At 45.1% G+C, this 17,112-nt stretch carries 17 protein-coding genes and 1 pseudogene; 9 read left to right on the forward strand and 9 right to left on the reverse strand.

Translation table 11 applies throughout. The annotated features are described in order from the left end of the window. Positions 1-21 precede the first annotated feature (21 nt). Both GVY04_11455 and GVY04_11460 read left to right on the forward strand, forming a co-directional pair. The gene (locus GVY04_11455; GenBank protein NBD16720.1) at positions 22-2,991 is read left to right on the forward strand and encodes an HAD-IC family P-type ATPase; all 2,970 of its coding nucleotides are present in this window, start codon (positions 22-24) and stop codon (positions 2,989-2,991) included. Beyond that, positions 2,988-4,172 (forward strand): methionine adenosyltransferase, encoded by a 1,185-nt coding sequence (locus tag GVY04_11460; protein ID NBD16721.1) that lies wholly within the window; start codon positions 2,988-2,990, stop codon positions 4,170-4,172. The genes GVY04_11455 and GVY04_11460 overlap by 4 nt, the downstream gene beginning before the upstream one ends. 4 nt (positions 4,173-4,176) lie before the next feature. Here the strand turns inward: GVY04_11460 and GVY04_11465 are convergent, their stop codons facing one another. From GVY04_11465 to tatA, 6 genes are all read right to left on the reverse strand, one after another. After that, positions 4,177-4,629 (reverse strand): hypothetical protein, encoded by a 453-nt coding sequence (locus tag GVY04_11465; protein ID NBD16722.1) that lies wholly within the window; start codon positions 4,627-4,629, stop codon positions 4,177-4,179. Positions 4,630-4,698: 69 nt separating this feature from the next. Beyond that, positions 4,699-6,729: an RNB domain-containing ribonuclease gene (locus GVY04_11470; GenBank protein ID NBD16723.1), complete on the reverse strand. Its 2,031-nt coding sequence runs from the start codon at positions 6,727-6,729 to the stop codon at positions 4,699-4,701. Between the two features lie 149 nt (positions 6,730-6,878). Then, the gene (gene rpsR / locus GVY04_11475) at positions 6,879-7,094 is read right to left on the reverse strand and encodes a 30S ribosomal protein S18 (protein ID NBD16724.1); all 216 of its coding nucleotides are present in this window, start codon (positions 7,092-7,094) and stop codon (positions 6,879-6,881) included. Between the two features lie 23 nt (positions 7,095-7,117). Further along, positions 7,118-7,312 (reverse strand): 50S ribosomal protein L33, encoded by a 195-nt coding sequence (rpmG, locus tag GVY04_11480; protein NBD16725.1) that lies wholly within the window; start codon positions 7,310-7,312, stop codon positions 7,118-7,120. Between the two features lie 60 nt (positions 7,313-7,372). Then, positions 7,373-7,900 carry a hypothetical protein gene (locus GVY04_11485; protein ID NBD16726.1) on the reverse strand — a complete coding sequence of 176 codons (528 nt, stop codon included), beginning with the start codon at positions 7,898-7,900 and terminating at the stop codon, positions 7,373-7,375. A 37-nt stretch (positions 7,901-7,937) separates the two neighbouring features. Then, a complete protein-coding gene (tatA, locus tag GVY04_11490) occupies positions 7,938-8,120 on the reverse strand; it encodes a twin-arginine translocase TatA/TatE family subunit (protein NBD16727.1) in 183 nt (60 codons plus the stop codon). A 185-nt stretch (positions 8,121-8,305) separates the two neighbouring features. Here tatA and GVY04_11495 point away from each other — a divergent pair, with 185 nt between their 5' ends. The 6 genes from GVY04_11495 (at position 8,306) to GVY04_11520 (ending at position 13,465) form a co-directional block, all read left to right on the forward strand. After that, on the forward strand, positions 8,306-9,061 hold the full coding sequence (locus GVY04_11495) for a phycocyanobilin:ferredoxin oxidoreductase (GenBank protein ID NBD16728.1): 756 nt from the start codon (positions 8,306-8,308) through the stop codon (positions 9,059-9,061). A gap of 135 nt (positions 9,062-9,196) precedes the next feature. Further along, positions 9,197-9,430, forward strand: coding sequence for a ferredoxin--nitrite reductase (locus GVY04_11500; protein NBD16729.1), 234 nt, complete (start codon positions 9,197-9,199; stop codon positions 9,428-9,430). 42 nt (positions 9,431-9,472) lie between these two features. Continuing rightward, a complete protein-coding gene (locus GVY04_11505; protein ID NBD16730.1) occupies positions 9,473-10,267 on the forward strand; it encodes an MOSC domain-containing protein in 795 nt (264 codons plus the stop codon). A 76-nt stretch (positions 10,268-10,343) separates the two neighbouring features. Next, complete coding sequence (locus GVY04_11510; GenBank protein ID NBD16731.1) at positions 10,344-11,156, forward strand: TIGR03943 family protein; 813 nt, start codon at positions 10,344-10,346, stop codon at positions 11,154-11,156. Further along, a complete protein-coding gene (locus GVY04_11515) occupies positions 11,146-12,627 on the forward strand; it encodes a hypothetical protein (GenBank protein NBD16732.1) in 1,482 nt (493 codons plus the stop codon). Before GVY04_11510 ends, GVY04_11515 begins: the two co-directional genes overlap by 11 nt. Before the next feature lie 97 nt (positions 12,628-12,724). Then, positions 12,725-13,465, forward strand: coding sequence for a 1-acyl-sn-glycerol-3-phosphate acyltransferase (locus tag GVY04_11520; protein ID NBD16733.1), 741 nt, complete (start codon positions 12,725-12,727; stop codon positions 13,463-13,465). On the opposite strand, the gene GVY04_11525 is transcribed toward GVY04_11520, so the two are convergent. Then, positions 13,436-14,200, reverse strand: a complete 765-nt coding sequence (locus GVY04_11525; protein NBD16734.1) for a 4-amino-4-deoxychorismate lyase — start codon at positions 14,198-14,200, stop codon at positions 13,436-13,438. The two genes, GVY04_11520 and GVY04_11525, sit on opposite strands and share 30 nt — an antisense overlap. Positions 14,201-14,479: 279 nt before the next feature. Between GVY04_11525 and GVY04_11530 the strand changes: the two are divergent. Beyond that, positions 14,480-15,277 (forward strand): annotated as a pseudogene (locus GVY04_11530) (transposase). Between the two features lie 104 nt (positions 15,278-15,381). On the opposite strand, the gene GVY04_11535 reads toward GVY04_11530, so the two are convergent. Together GVY04_11535 and GVY04_11540 are read right to left on the reverse strand one after the other, a co-directional pair. Continuing rightward, positions 15,382-16,107: a hypothetical protein gene (locus GVY04_11535; protein NBD16735.1), complete on the reverse strand. Its 726-nt coding sequence runs from the start codon at positions 16,105-16,107 to the stop codon at positions 15,382-15,384. Positions 16,108-16,184: 77 nt separating this feature from the next. Then, the coding region (locus GVY04_11540; protein ID NBD16736.1) for a hypothetical protein at positions 16,185-17,112 on the reverse strand (928 nt) is incomplete at its 5' end.

Genomic DNA, 17,112 nt, shown 5'->3' on the forward strand with positions numbered 1-17,112 from the left:
TGTGATGCACGAATAGCGAAATTGGTTAGCACTTTAGCAATACATAGTGTCAAAGGAAGAATTCGTTACCAAATTGAGGGACTTTATCGGTCTCGAAAATTGGCGGATTATCTCCAGCAAACGTTAAGTCAGCAAACTGGAATACAGCAAGTCCAAGCGAATGCCTTGACGGGTAATTTGTTGGTTCGATTTGATCCTACTCGTCCGGCTTCAGAGATTCGATCCCTGGTTGAAGATACTCTTGCCAGTTACCAATCGGGAAAGAAACCAACGCCACCAGATCAGGATCAGGAACCCCCTCCACCGGCAACCCATGAGGAAACCAGTGATTGGCACGTTTTAACGGTAGAAACCCTATTGCAGCGGTTAGGAACGTCCCAAACTACGGGGTTATCGGCAGAAGCCGTGACGCAAAGTGCGCAGCAATATGGTTGGAATACATTTGCAGAAGCCAAGGTTCGCGAAGACCTCGAAATTATCCTCGAACAATTTAATTCCCTGCCGGTGATGTTATTAGGAGTAGCCGCGGGAATTTCTCTGGTCACTGGCGGGGTTGCGGATGCCTTAACCATTGCCGGTGTGGTGGGATTGAATGCCGTGATTGGTTATGTGACCGAAAGTCAATCAGAACGGATTATTCAATCGTTGAAAAGCCAAGGGAAACCTGTTGCGGTGGTGATTCGCGATGGTAGTGAGGAAACTATTAATTCGGGAGAAGTCGTGGTCGGCGATCTGTTAATTTTGCGCACCGGCGATCGCGTTGCTGCCGATTCCCGTTTACTGAGTAGTGATAATCTGCAAATTGATGAGTCTCCCCTAACCGGAGAAAGCCTCCCCGTGACAAAAATTGCCACACCACTAGAACAAAGAGAGGTTCCTCTCGCCGAACGAGAAAATATGGTTTATCGGGGAACCCTTGTTACGGGTGGACAAGGACGGGCAGTTGTTGTCGCTACCGGTAATCAAACGGAAATTGGCAAGATCCAAGCCATGGCAGGAGAAGCAATTGTGCCGGAAACACCCCTGCAACGACAACTGGATGAGGTGGGCGGACAACTGGTTTTAATTGGATCAGTTGTTTGTGCTTTAGAGTTTGGCATTGGCGTTTTACGTGGACAAGGCTGGTTAACCATGCTCAAAAGTGCCATTTCTCTGGCGGTGGCGTCTGTTCCCGAAGGCTTACCTGCGATCGCGACCACAATTTTAGCATTAGGCATTCAAGAAGCCCGTCGCCAAGGGGTTCTGATTCGGGGGATTGATGCGGTGGAGTCCTTGGGTTCCCTACAAACCATCTGCCTGGATAAAACCGGCACTCTCACTTGTAATCAGATGGTGGTTAAAGATGTGCGAGTAGGTCTTAAGGGCGCTCGATTCGAGGATGACCGGTGCTGGCATTTCGGAGACCGGGAAATTGCGCCTTTGCATGATCAAGAAGCTTCTTGGTTACTCCAGGTGGGAGTGCTGTGTAGCGAAACAGAAGTGACGCGGTCTGGGGAAAGCTATACCCTTGCGGGTTCGGCAACGGAAAATGCCCTCGTACAAATCGCAATTGATGCGGGGATTGACCCGATCGCGCTACGAGAAAGGTTTCCGCTACTGACAACGAATGCGCGATCGGCTAATCATGAGTTAATGAGTACCCTGCACCGTTTTGGCGATGAAAAATGCCTGGTTGCAGTGAAAGGGAATCCTCATGAAATTATCCGGCGCTGTGAGTATCGAGCACAAGAGGGGGAAGTCTTGCCTTTGACGAAACAAGAGCGGCGATTGCTGGAAAATATGAATCAGCAAATGGCAGGAAAAGCCTTGCGAGTGTTGGGCTTTGCTTACCGCATGGCAGATAGCGGGATTAGCGAAAGTGAAATGGAAGAACATTTGGTCTGGTTAGGCTTAGCCGGGATGGCCGATCCAATTCGAGAGGGGGTGATTGATGTGATTGCCCGCTTCCATAGCGCCGGCATTGATACAGTGATGATTACCGGCGATCAAGGTCCCACTGCCTATGCCATTGCGCAGGAATTACACTTAGGGCGCGATGGTCGCCTCGAAATTTTAGATTCCTCGGCGTTAGGAGAACTCAGTAGCGAGAAATTAGACGCCCTCGCCAATAAAGTGGATGTCTTTGCCCGGGTTAGTCCTGCCGATAAACTGAATATTGTGCAAAGCCTACAAGCAACGGGGAAAATTGTTGCCATGACCGGAGATGGCATTAATGATAGTCCCGCTTTGAAAGCAGCTAATGTCGGGATTGCCATGGGAAAAGGCGGGGCAGATGCTGCGCGGGAAACGGCAGATGTCATCCTTGAAGATAATGCCCTAGAAACGACTATCGCCGCGATCGCGCAAGGGCGCGCCATCTACAGTAATATTCGCAAATCCCTACACTTTCTCCTCGCCACCAACCTCAGCGAACTCGCGGTGATGATTGTCGGTACAGCAGCGGGTTTTGCCGAACCCCTAAACACGATGCAACTCCTCTGGCTGAATTTAGTAACGGATGTTTTTCCGAGTTTGGGGCTAGCCTTAGAAGCACCGGAATCGAATATTCTCGATCAGCCACCCCGCGATCCCGATGAACCCATTTTAAGCAAGTCTGACTACGAACGGATCGGACTCGAAGCAGCCGTCTTATCAGTCAGTGCCTTGGGGGCTTATGGTTATGCCCTCACCCGCCATGGACCCGGACCTCGCGCCAGTACAGTCTTGTTTATGGGGTTAACGATCGCGCAGATTCTCAATGCCTTGAATGCCCGTTCTACCCAACCTTCATTAATCGGCGGCGAACCGCGTCCGGATAATCCTTATTTTGATGCGGCAGTGATTGGATCTCTTGCCCTACAACTTTTACCCCTGTTTTTACCGCCCCTACGGCAGTTGTTAAAGTTGGGTCCGCTTGATCCCCTGGATACAGCAGTGATTGCAGGGTGCGCCCTCCTCTCTCTGGCAGTGAATGAAGGAACGAAAACCATTGAATTCAGTGAGGCGAAATGAAAAAAGACTTTATGTTCACCTCCGAGTCGGTGACTGCTGGTCATCCCGATAAACTGTGCGACCAGATTAGCGATGCCATTCTTGATCGCTGCTTGCAACAGCAACCGCAATCGCGCGCGATCGTTGAGTGTGCAATTTCCGCTGCGATTCTGTTTATTGCTGCTCGCTTTGAACCGAACCTCAGCGTGGATTTCACCACGGTTGCCCGTGATGTCATCGACAGCGTCGGCTACCATCGCACCGGTTTCAGTGGTAAACATTGCTCAATTTTGACCAGTTTAGAAAAAATGTCGCCTCAAGACAACTTTAATGAAGAACAACTGTCCGATGAGGAGATTGAGAAAATTGCCGCCCGCGATCAAGCAACCGTTTTTGGCTTTGCTTGCGACCAAACGCCGGTTTTAATGCCGATGCCGATTTGGTTGGCCCACCAACTGGCGCGACGATTGCATGAAGTTCAACTCCAGAAGCTACTCCCCTATCTTTCTCCGGATGGGAAAACGCTAGTGGGCGTTGAATATAATAACCGCCAACCGAAACGGATTCACAGCATTACCATTCTCGCCAGTCAGAATGACCCTACCACTCCTAATTTGAAGCAACTGCGAGATGAGATTCGCCAAACTGTCATTGAACCGGTTTTTGCCGAAGCCCCGATTCAACCCGATGAGCAAACGCGCATCTATATCAACCCAGAAGGCATTCTTAGTCCTGGGGGTCCCGAATCACACGCAGGGTTAACCGGGCGCAAAAACGCGATCGATACCTATGGGGAATATGCCAAACACAGTGGGGCAGCCCTCAGTGGAAAAGACCCCACTCGCATTGATCGGGTGGGGGCTTATGCGGCTCGTTATGCAGCTAAAAACGTGGTGGCAGCGGATCTAGCGCGGGAATGCGAAGTGCAACTGAGCTATTCTCTAGGATTATCCCGCCCCGTAAGTGTGCAAGTGGAAACCTTCGGCACCGGTCAAATTTCAGAAGAAGAAATTGCTACCCGCTTAGAACAACAGTTTGAGTTTCGTCTAGCGGGTATCATCAAGCAACTCCAGCTGCGATCGCGCCCTTCCTTGTCTGATGACGGCTTCTTTCAAAAACTCGCTGCCTACGGTCATGTTGGTCGCACCGATCTCGATTTACCCTGGGAAGCAACGGATCGCGCTGATTTATTACGGGACTAAAACCTTATTCGGCATCTGTTGTCGCTGCTGGCGGTTCGGCTTGCGCTTGTCGTTCTTGGTAAAGCTGATCGCAATGCAGGGCCCACAATGCGCCAATGGTTGCCGTCAGAGAACTAGCAATAATAGCAGAAACGCCCCAACCCGAAGGTCCAAGCCAATTAGAAATTTCCCGCGCGATCGCTGCTGTAGCTTCGGCGACTAAATAAGCGGCACCGGTTGCTGTCACGGTGACTAATCCCAACTCGGCCAGGATTTCTAATAATTCTTTTTGGGCTAAATCTTCTTCAAAATAAATCTTCCAAATCGTGCCATACATCAGCACGTCAGAAACTGCGAGGAGGACTTGTTTTGGCACTTCCACACCCGGAGTCGCTGCCATCGAAACTGCCCCACCGCCAGTGGCGTATCCGGCAATGGTCCATGCCGCTTCTAATCGTTTTTTGCCTAAATCGTTCATTGTTACCTCATCAATCAACAACAGTAAAAAATTTATTTAAAGCTGACTTTTAATTCCAGAAGGTAACGATTAATTAACAGTTGTTTCTACAAACTCTCGGAAGCGAATGAGATCCTGATGGGGATCGGCAGCTACAACTTCTACCTCCACGCGATCGCCCAGTTCAACATTAGTTTGGAAGCGATGGGGTAACTCTAACCCTAAATCTTCTAATAAAATAATGCCCAGATTATCCTCTTGTCGTAACCAACGCAGCACGATCGCGCTCCACCGTTGTTCGCCATGCCGACGCAAATATTCTAATGCCCAATAGCGCTTGGTTTGTCGTTCCACCAGCGTCGCTTCGTAAGCGGCACTTCCTGCACTATAAGCAATTTCTTGTACTTGTTCTGGCGAAAACGGGCAAGGTTCACCGCGCAAATAGGCTTTGATTTGAAAATGACCTAACAAATCCACATAACGGCGAATGGGGGAGGTGACTTGGGTATAAACCTCTAGTCCCAAACCGGCATGGCGGGCAGGAGTCGTACTCATTTCACTGCGAGGCATACACCCGCGGATCGCACAATAGCGAACCGGTCCAGCTGGTAATTGTAATAACTCTTCGTCTGGTGGCAGTTCCGGCTGGGGTTGTGAGCGAAAAGGCAAGGGAATTTCCTTATCAATGGCAAATCGCCCCGCCACTTCACCCGTGAGAATCATCATTTCCGCCACCAGTTGACGGGCAACCGAGTCGTCTAACAGTTCAATCTCCACTTCCTCATCCTGAGTTACTTTAATGACCGCTTCCGGCAAACTAATACTAATTGACCCTTGCGACTGGCGCCATTGTTTCCGTTGTTCTGCCCAGTAAGCAAGATGGGCAATTTCGGGTTCAGCCGTAACTCCCAACTCCAGCATTTCATCCACATCATCATAAGTGAGGCGATAGGTGGGTTTCACCCAACTTGCTGCAATCGTATAATCGGCAATTTCTCCGTTCGCCGCTAAAGTAACCCCAAAACTCATTGCCGGACAGACTTGCCCTTGCACCAAACTCATCGGACCCGTTGCCAATTCTGAGGGAAACATCGGAATCATCCCTGTCGGGAGATATAAGCTGGTACTACGCCGACGCGCTTCTTGATCCAGTGCATCGTCGGGTTGCAGCAAGCGGGTGGGATCGGCAATATGAATCCAAATCCGATGTTGTCCATCAGATAAAGTTTCCAGACTCACCCCATCATCAATTTCTGTTGTACTTTCATCATCAATGGTGTAAACCTTTTGCTGAGTTAAGTCTACGCGATTAGGCTCACTATCGTCAGGCGGGGAATCTAAGTATTGCTGCGCCACATCTAACACCTTCTTCGGGAACTGTTTAGGATAGGAGCTACGGCGCAAGAAAAGGTTTTCATGGCGACTCCATAAGCCGAGGTCAACCAGCAAGCGAAACGCTGCATCAGGGGTCTGTTCCCGTCCAATTTCCGCTAGGGTGTCTTGGGCGAGACGGACCTCTTGTTCCGGTTGGAGAACGTAACGTTCTAAAGCTTCAAAACGGGCACGATGCTTTTCGTAAAAACCGGCAAAGCCCTCGCTGCCTTGCCACTGAATGGACTCACCCGTTAAAGCTTGCTTCACTCGACGAATAAATTCTGCTTTTTCTTGATTCCGTTGTTGCTCAACTTCCAGTTGGTGTTTAATTTCCGCGACTTGTGACGATGACCGCGGTTCAAAGACATTTCCTTTACGCTTAAAGTAAATTTTATCTTCGGCTAACAAAGAATAGGCGGCGTAGCACGGTGCTGCACTTTGATCCGAAAATAGCACTTCCGCCATCTGTTCTGGTGTAACGGTTTCTCCCTCTTCCACCAGCAATTCCCAAGCCACTTCTAGACTAGACGGATCTAAATAGGATTCAACTTCTCCTAGAAAAGCTGAAATTTCTTGGGGGCGTTTGGGGTCGCCTCCCACTTCATACTCCACTTGTCGGGGATGTAGGGTGTGAGACTGACCCCATTGATCCAAAACAATCCAATGTTTTTTTCCTTCTGGTCGCTCTGCAACCGCAAGACGACGCTCGCCTTGAGCTTTAAATTCGATTAACGTTCCCTTTTCCACCAGCTTTGCGCTTGTTAAACAACTCGTCCTCTAGTGTAACTTTCACTGGTAGTAATTCAACATTGGAGTCATTCGTCATTCGTCATGAGTTATTCATATCCAACAACAGGAACAAAGGATCAATGACAAACCACAAAAGACCCATTGATTTAACTTTCTGCATCCACATAAGGCAGTAACGCTAGCATCCGAGCATAATTAATGGCTCGAGTTAAATCCCGTTGTTGCCTTGCAGTTAAGCCCGTAATCCGACGCGGTAAAATTTTCCCGCGCTCGGTAATAAACTTTCGTAGAAGTTCGACATCTTTATAATCGATGGGATCTCCCGGTTTAATTGGAGAGAGACGTTTGCGATAATAGGCCATAATTTCCTGGTTCGATTGGTGTGCTACTTCGTTTCCTTGTGAACAGTATGTCGGTTACAGTAAGGGCAATATTTCTTAAATTCAACCCGTCCTGAATGATTCCGACGATTTTTTTCCGTGGTGTAACGAGAAACACCTTTTTTACGCTTATCTGTGCTGGTCCGACATTCAGTACACTCTAACGTGATAATAATCCGGACACCCTTTTTACTTGCCATAGTTGGGGATTAATGCAATGGTTAGTTCAGTTTCTTCAATAATGAAGACACAGCCCACTATTATCTCACACGATCTAAAAAAAGATCAACCCAACGGCGAATCCGAAGATCAAGGGAGTAACCCCGACGACTGGGAACAATCACCGTATCAAAAAACCGATCATGAATCGCTTGCTGGTTTTCTTCATCCCCAATGGCAACGACTAAATCAACTAACATCGGGGAAAGTAAGAGGATAATGGAGAGAAAATTTGGAAATCCATACTGTAAGCCCACCAACCCCATAAACGCAATTAAACTCAGCCCTCCTTCGCGCTTCGTTAACAAAGTCACATCAGGAAATCGCCCCCGTCGCCCATCAATAATTTGGATATCAAATGCCCAACGTCCTAAACTTTGCCCTTTAAAGCGAGAGGCACCGAAAACCCGCAGTCCCCACCAAGCAGCAACAAACACAATCAATTGCAAAAGGGCAACTCCCACTAAAGCACTAACAAACCATGCCACCGCAAAATCTAGCAAAAAGGCATAGATACGGCGTTGAATCGGAACACGAGGATAACGGCGAGGGAGCGGTTCTTTCGACATGAGGGCTGTTGTTTTTTCCATTGAGTACAGCTACAAATCACAAATCTGATTTCCGATCAAACTCTGAGTCATCTTCTTCTTGTGGGGCATTCATTTCATTACGAAACCCTTTCAAGGTTTTGCCCAGAGCATTGCCCATTTCGGGTAGTTTTTTTGGTCCAAAAATTAAGATGGCAACACCTAAAATGACACTTACTTCGAGCCAGCCTAAACCCAACATATTACCTCAGTTGATTATTAAATCTTTTTTACAGAGATTCGCCAAACAATTGACAATTGACTATGAACAACTGACAATTAGGGCTTGTCACCTCTCCTGGAGCGAAGTCATGATTAGAGATGGCTTCGGAAGAGGGGAATCATCTTCAGTATATCTTGAGAAACACTGTTTCTAGCGAGGGAATTATGTCTGAACCGTCATCGTCTTTGCGTTCTGAGCAACATCCTCTGATTCGAGCGCTAGCCAATACAATCACTACGGTATGGCAAGAGCAATTACAATTATTGCCTTATCATTTACCTGAAGATCTCGGCTATATCGAAGGACGACTCGAAGGGGATAAACTCACCATTGAAAATCGCTGTTACCAAACCCAAGCCTTTCGGAAACTGCATTTGGAATTAGCGAAGGTGGGGAATAATCTTGATATTCTCCATTGTGTGGTTTTCCCGCGACCCGAATATGATTTGCCCATTTTTGGTTGTGATTTAGTGGGCGGACGAGGTCAAATTAGTGCGGCGATCGCGGATTTATCCCCAGTTAGTCAGAACGGTGAGTTACCAGCAACCTATACAACAGCCTTATCAAAGCTGCCTCCGCTCAACTTTTCCCAACCCCGGGACTTACCCCCCTGGGGGGATATCTTTTCGGAATTTTGTCTATTTATTCGTCCTGAAGATCAGCAAGAGGAAGAACAATTCTTAGGACGAGTGCGGGATTTTTTAACCCTTCACTGTCAACAAGGGCAGATGGCAAACCCCGTGTCTCCCGAGCAACAAAAAGCCAATTTAGCCGGACAACAACGGTACTGTAGCCAACAGCAAAAAAATGACAAAACCCGCCGTGTGCTAGAAAAAGCCTTTGGTGAAGCCTGGGCAGAGCGTTATTTCAGTACTGTCTTATTTGATGTACCAGAAGAAGACGCTAACCGTTGTCCTTGAATTTTCTTTTTCAAAATTTAGCAGTTCACCCTTATTATGCAACAATAGTAAAGCTATATTCGCTAATTGCGGCTTTAGCAACCCCTTTTTTATTTCAATCATCGATCAATAAGAGTAAACGTTAAGATAAGTTATATGAAACCTGGCGATCGCGTTCGCGTTACCGAATCCGTTATTGTTTATCACCATCCCAAGCATAAAAAAGAAGCCTTTGATATTAAAGGGATGGAAGGAACAATTCAAGAAATTGTTACCGAATGGCAAGGCAGACCGATTAGTGCCAATCTTCCAGTGAAGGTGAAATTTGAAAAAAAGTTTACGGCTCACTTGCGTGAAGATGAAGTGGAAGTCATCGCCAGTGAGGAGTAAGCGACTGAGCAGTGGTAAATGAACAACGCACTGTTAATGATAATGGTTGCTCAAATTGGGAAAATCTTAATCTATCCAATTAAAGCGTTAGATGGAATATTGTGTGATTACGCGACGGTAATTGCTCCAGGAACGCTAAACTTTGATCGCAGATGGGCAATGTTTGATGGCCAAGGGAAGTATGTGAACGGGAAAAATAATCCCAAAGTCCATCAATTGCGCACGGCATTTGACCTGAATCAACTGAGTGTCACTTTCAATCCCGATTCAGCTTCTACTTCCTTTCACTTACCCACAGAAACTGAGGCGATTAATCAGTGGTTAAGCCATTATTTTCAACAGCCCGTCTTTCTCCGAGAACAACCCGCCGGCGGCTTTCCCGATGATACAGAAGCCTATGGTCCCACTGTGATTAGCACGGCGACCTTAGAAACGGTTGCCAGTTGGTTTCCGCCCTTGACAGTAGAGAACGCGCGATCGCGCTTACGAGCAAATTTAGAAATCAGTCATGTTCCTCCTTTCTGGGAAGATCAACTCTTTGCCGAGGCCGGAACAGCTGTTCACTTTTCCGTTGGGTCGGTTGCCTTGGCAGGAGTCAATCCTTGTCAACGTTGTGTCGTACCGACTCGTGACCCTAACACGGGAGAAAAATATCCTCACTTCCAGCGCATCTTTACTCAACAGCGCCAAGCAACGCTTCCGTCATGGACAACACGGAGTCGTTTTAACCATTACTATCGCCTCAGCGTTAATACTCGCATTCGGTCCTCCCAAGCCGGTAAAGTAATCAATATTGGAGATAAAGTCACTAAAGAATTTGATTCTTCTCTGAATTAAGATTAAACCGATAGAGGAGAAATCTACTTTTATTCGTTGTTGCCTCATTTTGGTCTCTTTTTGATCACTATAAAAGATGCGTTTAATCCCAAAAGTTTCTCCGTCCACTTGGCATTATTTCCTGCTTCCCAGCTTAGATGCACTGACGTTTCTAGCTTGGGGGACTTTATTATTTAAGTATTGGCTAAATGGTGAAATTAGACTCTTAATTCATCCGAATTATATTGGTCTGGTTGTCGTAACAGGAGGGGTGTTATTACTACTTGGAATCATAAAACTATTGCAGCTTTATTTTCTGCAAACGGTTAAGAGAGGTAGGGAACCCCTTTTCCAGCATGTGACGCTGTTTCCGGTGGGATGGAGTACTTTTTTTTTGTTAGGAACCGCCATTTTAGGGTTCCTGATGCCGCCGAAAATTTTAGGCAGTGAAATTGCCTTACAACGAGGGATTAGAGAAACCCTTCCCATGACCCAAACGGCACCCCAACAATTCCGTGTCAAGGTTCAACCTGAAGAACGATCGCTGATTGATTGGATTAAAACGATTAATACTTATCCGGAACCGGATGCTTATCAAGGGCAGAAAGTGAAAGTGCAGGGCTTTGTGATTCAAAAAGAGCAATTGCCTTCTAATTATTTTTTACTGGCGCAGTTTATTATTACCTGTTGCGCGATCGATGCTTATCCCGTTGCCTTACCCGTCCAACTTGCAAATACTAAGGAGCAGTATCCGGCTGATACTTGGTTAAAAGTAGAAGGAGAAATGATCACTGAGCAGCTGATTTCAACAATAACCCAAGACTCAGACAAGCAAGTAAAACGCCAAGTTGTGATTCGTGCCGAGCAAGTCACTGAAATTCCTACCCCCCGTAATCCTTATGGTTCCTAGTCGTCGCTTCAAACCCATTGATCGCATTTCAATCCTGTTCATTATTCTGCTGAGTCTGCTCTTATCGGCACTCATTTTAGCTGAAACGCTTTGTGGAGAAAATTGTTGGTTTAAGGCAAAAGCGAGAGTTCAAGATTTTACTTGGCAAGGGGAAAAAATTAGTGCTGACGATCGCGCTTTTCTGATTCGCTTTAGTCGTCCCATGGATCAAGAAAGCGTCGAAAATAACTTAAAAATTAAACCGGAATTGCCGGGAAAGATCAGTTGGTCGGGGAAACGGATGGCTTATACCTTAGAGCAACCTGCCCCTTATGGTACAGAGTATCAACTAACCATTAATGGGGCAAAAGAACGGTTAGGTAGTGAAATTAGACCCTTTCAAGACACCTTTCAAACTCGCGATCGCGCCTTTGTTTATTTGGGAGTACAAGGGGAACAAAAAGGACGATTAATTTTATATAACTTAACCCAACAAGAAAAAACGATCCTGACACCGCCGAACTTAGTTGTTAATGAATTTACCAGTTATCCCCAGCGCGATCGGATTTTATTTAGCGCCACTTCCCGCGATCATTGGGAACAAGGAAAACTCGAACAACAACTCTATACAGTAACGACAGGAATTAATGAGACCAAAGCCCCACTAGGAAAAATTGAGCAGGTTTTAGAAAATGATACCTATCAAATTCTTGAATTTGATCTGTCGCCTGATGGCAAAAAAATTATTGTCAGACGAGCCCAAAAAGAGGATGCAGGAGAAACAAGTCTTTGGTTACTCGAAGAAGAAACCGCTCCTCAACGTCTTGATAATGTAGAAGGAGGAGAATTTATAATCCCTCCTGATAGTCAGAGCCTCGCTATTGCTCAAGGACAAGGGGTTGCTTTAATTCCCCTCGAAGAAAATAGTAATCCTTCTAACTTTTTACCCCAATATGGTCAAGTTTTGACCTTTTCCCCCGATGGTCGAGCCGCCGCCATGGTGAACTTTAACACTCAAGATCCTGAAAAACGATACACTCGTTCTCTCTACGTCGTCACCAACCAGGGGGTAGAAAAAAATCTGCTGAATACTGAAGGGTCAATTCTCAATTGTCAATTTAACCCCACCGCTACGGATCTCTACTGCTTACTTACGGAATTAATTGATAGCGAACAATATCGAGAACAACCGTATTTAGTGAGTATCAACCTCGAAAGCACAGAAATTATTCCTTTGTTAACCTTACCGGAATATCAGAATATTACCATGAGTCTGTCTCCTGATGGTCTAGCGTTATTATTTGACCAAACCATGAGCGTTAACAGTGCTGACAATTCTCATCCCACCTTACGGAGTAATTCTGGCGAAGCCATTATTGACAGCCGTCTTTGGTTATTAGTGCCGACCCCAACGCTGACTGACAACCCAGCTCAACAACCAGAGTTAGAGGAATTACCGATCTCGGGATTAACGCCTCTGTGGCTACCGTGACAACGGGATAACTGTCCTGACATCCTACCAAAATAGGGCAATATCACTTACAGTAGTAATTAGCATCCCCCACCTTTGCATTCTCTTGCCTTAACTCATGCCCGATATTACTGTTTCTCCCTGGTTAAGTCGTATCGTTTATCCTTTAGGGTGTTACCTGCTTCTCCCTGCATATTTTGGCAGACTGGAGGTGTTCGGACGAGAAAATCTGCCGCGCACGGGACCCGTGCTACTGGCGCCGACTCATCGCTCGCGTTGGGATGCGTTGATTATACCCTATACAGCAGGACGTTGGAAAACTGGTCGTGACTTAAGATACATGGTGTCCGAGAATGAAATGCGAGGCTTGCAAGGTTGGGTGATCAGCCATATGGGCGGCTTTCCCGTTGATCCGAAACATCCCGGTTTAAGCACGATTCGTCAAAGTATTGAGGTGTTGTCTCAGGGAGAAATGCTAGTTATCTTTCCTGAGGGCGATATCTATCGACAGCAGACGATACAGCCCTTAAAAGCGGGGATTGGTCGGATTGCCATCCAAGCGCAAGTACAACGCCAAGTCAAAGAAAGTGTAAAAGTCGTTCCGATTAGTATTCATTATTCGCAACCCTATCCGAACTGGGGAACAAAAGTGCAAGTGAAAGTGGGAACTCCCATTGATGCTGCCGATTATCCTTCCAGTCAAACGAAAAAAAGCGCACGATGTTTGATTAAAGATCTAGAAACCGCCTTGAAAGATCTGTATGAGAAAGATCAACCTTGGCAACAAGTCTATTCCAGTGACTGTTCAACTGAGAGTCAATATCATCGCTCAGAGCAATCGGCTTCGGTTCACCATTAAGTCACTAGTTTCCGTGATTACTGTATGAATGGGAATTACTTGCACGACACAGTTACTGTAACCTAGGGCTTGTAAGGTATTGACAAATTCGGGGGTCCAAATGGTTTCTTGGACGGGGATGTTTTGTGCTTTTAGTAGAGAGAGGAGGCGCGATCGCGCAATGCCAGATAACGCATCATTAACTGGCGGAGTCCACCAAATCCCCTCTTTCCACCCCCACAAATTGCCAGTACTGGTTTCTAACCAATTCCCCGCTTCATCCACCAAAATGGCTTCTTGCGCCCCTTTTGCTTTCGCTGTTTGCAACGCCAGCCAACTGCTTAAATAATTACCCGTTTTGTGGGTGGGAAAACTCCGTCGAAAGGGTTCCGCATTCGCTAGCCAAGCGACAATTCCTACTTCCTGTTTTTGTTCTAGATCCGGTGGTAACGGACGCCCGGTAATGAACTCTCGTCCATCCGGGAAAATCGTCAGGCGTAAAACCGGGAAATGTAAGCTTAATTGTTCTGCCCCTTTTCTGAGTTGATACCAGTTGGGTTGCTGCCAAGCAAAGGCTTGCAGGGATTGCTGTAAGCGATCACAGTGGTCATGCCACTGGGTTAACTCATGGTCTAAATCATGGTTATAAACGCGGAGGGTGGTAAAAACAGTTGCCCCATACAATAAGCCGGGGTCATTAATAGCAAGGGGAATGGTGGCTTGATTATAGAGTTGACCCTCGTACCAATACAGCATGAAGTTCCTGATGCAATCTTTGCCGATCCTAGCAAGGGAAAGAGCTTTGAGAGGGCTGTCGGATCCATCTTTTAGAGTAATCCAAGAAAATGATCATCCAGTAGCTATAGGCTGCTTAGGGAAATTTCAAGACATTATGGATGGTTTATTTGTTGCAGCACTCTTATAGGAATCGCCGTAAAACCAACGTGCTTTAGCCGTTGGATCTAAGGCGGGTGAGTCGAAGACGAACAAACTTTTAACGTGCTAAAATAAGTTTAGTCACTCACTAGAGCATAAATGTTTGTTTTAGAGTACAAAATTAGAGCCAAGCAAAAGCAGTTTTCTGCCATAGATGAGGCGATCCGCACCATGCAATTTGTGCGGAACAAGTGCCTTCGCTATTGGGAAGATACTCCTGGCGCTAGCAAGTACGATCTAAACAAATACTGTCGTGTGCTGTCTCACCAGTTCAGTTGGGCGGGTAAGCTCAACTCACAAGCGAGACAGGCAGCAGCTGAAAGAACGTGGGCAGCTATTAATCGATTCTACAAAAATTGTCGCAATCAAATAAAAGGGAAAAAGGGCTATCCCAAATATCAAAAAGACAACCGATCAGTTGAATATAAAGATACGGGTTGGAAGTTAGACCCCAACACGAAAAAGCACATCACTTTCACCGATAAGAATGGAATTGGTCGTGTGAAATTAGTGGGAAGTAGAAACATCTATTTCTACTCACCCGACCAAATTAAGCGCGTTCGGATCGTTCGTAGAGCAGATGGGTACTACTGCCAATTCTGTATCAATATTGAAGTGAAAGAAGAGATGGAGCCAACCAAGCGTGTGATTGGGCTTGATGTGGGGCTAGCCCACTTTTTGACTGACAGCAACGGGGAGAAAGTAGAAAACCCTCGTTTCCTCCGAAAAGGAGAACAGGAGCTTAAACGGTTTCAACGACAACTTTCTCGAAAAGAAAAAGGTTCATCTAATCGCAAAAAAGCCAGAAAGCGGTTGGCTAGAAAACACCTGAGCATAAGTAGGCAGCGTCTTGAACACGCCAAGAGAGTGGCGCGTTGCGTATGTCAGTCTAACGATCTGTTATGTCGCTTATAATATCCACAACGTATATCTTATAAGCATTCTACGTCATTACTACTTTCTACAACATTCATAGAGGATTCCTGCACTCTGAGTAAGAACTACATTTTTCTCCAAAACTCACTCGCAACAAATCTGTGATGATCCAGAAGAATATCTAGTGAAAAAACCGATTTTTCAAGTAATTTATTAGTATTAAAAATAATTATTTTAGAAGCATTAAGTAATTCTTTTGCGTCATAAAAACTAATACTAATATCATTATCTGCCACATCAAAAAACCTACGTTCATCATCTATTTGCCTGACTTCTTTGTGAGCAAATATTTTATCTCTTGCTTTTTTTATCCGTGAAGCTAAATCTGATTTCTCAAGATGATCGTAATCTTCAATGACTTTTCTATGAAGACACTCAAATTCTTTTCCTAGCTCTTGTTTTTGTTGCTTTTGAATTGTCTTAATCATGTCTGCAATTTCTTCTTCTGAATGATTACCAACAAAATGAATTTCATCTGGCGTAGAAAAGACATCCTTTAAGTATTGTTTGACATTTTTATCCCCTAAATCATCAATTATCTTTTTGAGACTTCCGCTTTTGTTGTTCTTATCAAAAAGGCTCGCGTGCATATCCACAATTATGCTAGTGAATAAAGCCATACGTAAAACTTTAGCACCCATAACACCTTCACTATAATTCCATCTTGAATATACATTTGGATCGTCAAGTAATGGAGATAAAATTTGCCAATATTGTTCAGCAATAAAAAAGGAGCTTATAATCCCTTGATTTATTACTTTAAGTTTTTTAATTTTTTCGGTAATTGTCATTTTTCTGTAAGTAGGGGTAAAATATCTAAATCATAAAAATTATAAATGATATCATCATAGAATTAGAATTTTTATCTTTATCTTTTAGCTCGTTCTTCTAAATACTCCAATGTCCAGCCTCTTTTAACGATTTCTTCATAAGGAGTCCATTCTCCTGTTGGCTCTAAGACGATAATCCCTTCTTTCGTTCCCATACTGGCTTGGACAAGACCTTCATTCTTAGCCAGTTTGTACCATTTACCAAAGGATTCTTTTACTTGATTGAATTGGCGTTCTTCATCGGTTAAATTGGGAGTCCAATTTTCTTCTAAGGCTTTTCTAAATAACCCTGCCTTTGACTTAACCTTTTTTCCTGTAGATAAGTATTCTTCAACCGCAGATAAAGCATTTAGCACGTCTTCTTTTTGGAGGAAGTCGATTAATTCATTTAACTTTTTACTAAGTCTAATTCCTACTTCTTTCAAGCGAGGTTTAATTAGATTATGGATGGATTCTTCAGGGTTAGATACTTCTTCCTCTTCTAGAGAGCTAGGAGATGGGTTACACATCTCTTCTTGAGAAGTCGCTTTTCTTAAGGAGTCAATAGAAACGACTTTAGGATTGGCATTTCTCAACTCAGTTTTACACTCTTCTAATTCTTCTCTAGTTGAAGTAAGTTCTGATTGAAGACGTTTATTTTCCTCTACTAATCTTGCGTTTTCCACCTTAAGACGTTCCGCTAGATTACTGCTTTCTTGAAGTTGATAGAGTCTTCCTGTTAGAGATTCATTCGCTTTTCTAAACTGTTCTATCTGACCTTTAAGTTTCTTGTTCTCCTCTCTGAGATTATAAATAATTACTGATTTAGAATCATCAGAGGCAGAAGGAGCTTTCTTCGGTTTAGGTTGATTTTTCTGTTGGTCACGAAGAGTTTGAATACGATGTTTAATCTCAGGGTACTTATAGAGATAAGCCGTAGAAACATTAGCTACATGAGCAACCGTCTGGAAATTAATCTTTTGGTTC

The sequence above is a fragment of the Cyanobacteria bacterium GSL.Bin1 genome, from assembly GCA_009909085.1.
In the GTDB taxonomy this organism is placed as follows: Bacteria; Cyanobacteriota; Cyanobacteriia; order Cyanobacteriales; family Rubidibacteraceae; genus Halothece.